1 pseudogene is annotated in these 1,170 nt (G+C 60.1%); it reads right to left on the bottom strand.

The annotated features are described in order from the left end of the window. Positions 1-9: 9 nt before the first annotated feature. Positions 10-1,170, bottom strand: a pseudogene (locus BSU04_RS12420) (amino acid decarboxylase); the annotation flags it as partial.

The raw sequence follows: 1,170 nt of genomic DNA, 5'->3' as shown, positions 1-1,170 counted from the left end.
TCAACATGCCTATTCCTTCACAACGTAGGTATGGAGCACGACCTTCCCGTCGACATCGTCGGCGTAGACGCCCTGTACCTCAAACTCAAAGCCAGGAAAGCGGTTGAACGCCTCCTCGAAGACGAGAAAATAGTCGAGCATCGGTTGCGCCCGCTCGTCAAAACGCTCGCCGGGTACGACGATGCCGATGCCGGGCGGGTAGATGAGCGCGAGCACTGCCGCGATCCGCCCCTGACACTTCGCGAGCGGCAAGTAGTCGACGCGGTTGCCCACGAACGCCTCTGTGGCCTGCTGCACCGACATTGCCTGTTTCGGGAAGTGCTCGCTGCGAAAGCACAGGCGCTGCAGCTCCGTGACGTTGCGCTCGCGATAGAACTGGTGCATCTCATCGCACAGTCGCTGGAGCGTGTAGCCGCTATATCGCTCCGGGTAGCGCGCAAGCGTCGTCGGTAACACGTCCTCAAGAGGAGCGTCCGTGTCGTATAGCGTCTTGAACCCGACCAGATGGGAGATCAAGGAAGCACTCTTGCCAGGCTCGACCGCAGGCGTTAGCAGGAACAAGATGCTGGTGAGGTCGCACTTCTCCGCCACGATGTTGTGCTCCCGAAGGTACGCGGCCAACAGTGTCGCGGGTATTCCGAACTTGCTGTACTCACCGGTCTGCCGATCGAATCCGGGCGTGATCAGCGTCAGTTTGTTGGGATCCGTCATTGCCCAGTCGGGCGCAGCGTGACGGAAGCCGTGCCAGCGCGCGCCCGGCATGAGTGCCCAGCATGCCTGCTCACGGGCAAGCACGTCAGTTGGGATATCCTCCCATGCGACTGCGTCGAGATCGGGGCTCGCGTGCGAGCCCTTGAGCGTCACGACATCGGGCACAAACGGATCGAAGAACCAAGCAGTGCGCTCATCCTTTGCTTCGGCGGTGAGCTTGGACTTAAGTGCACGCAGCTTTTTACGGGTCTCGATGCCGATCCGTACGGTGTCGTCCCACAGCACCTGTCCATTTCGTCCCTTGTGCATCTGCGCATCCACGTCGAGACACGCGAACAGCGGATAGAACGGTGAGGTCGAGCAATGCAGCATGAACATCTCGTTAAAACGTCGGTGTTCGGTACGCCGTGACTGCCCTTCGATATGTTGGTCCCGGACGTGGATCTGCGATGCTTGCGA

It is taken from the genome of Caballeronia sordidicola, from assembly GCF_002220365.1.
Classification (GTDB): Bacteria; Pseudomonadota; Gammaproteobacteria; order Burkholderiales; family Burkholderiaceae; genus Caballeronia; species Caballeronia sordidicola_C.
The sequence above is the reverse complement of the archived record's forward strand: the minus strand, read 5'-3'. Positions and strand labels throughout refer to the sequence as shown.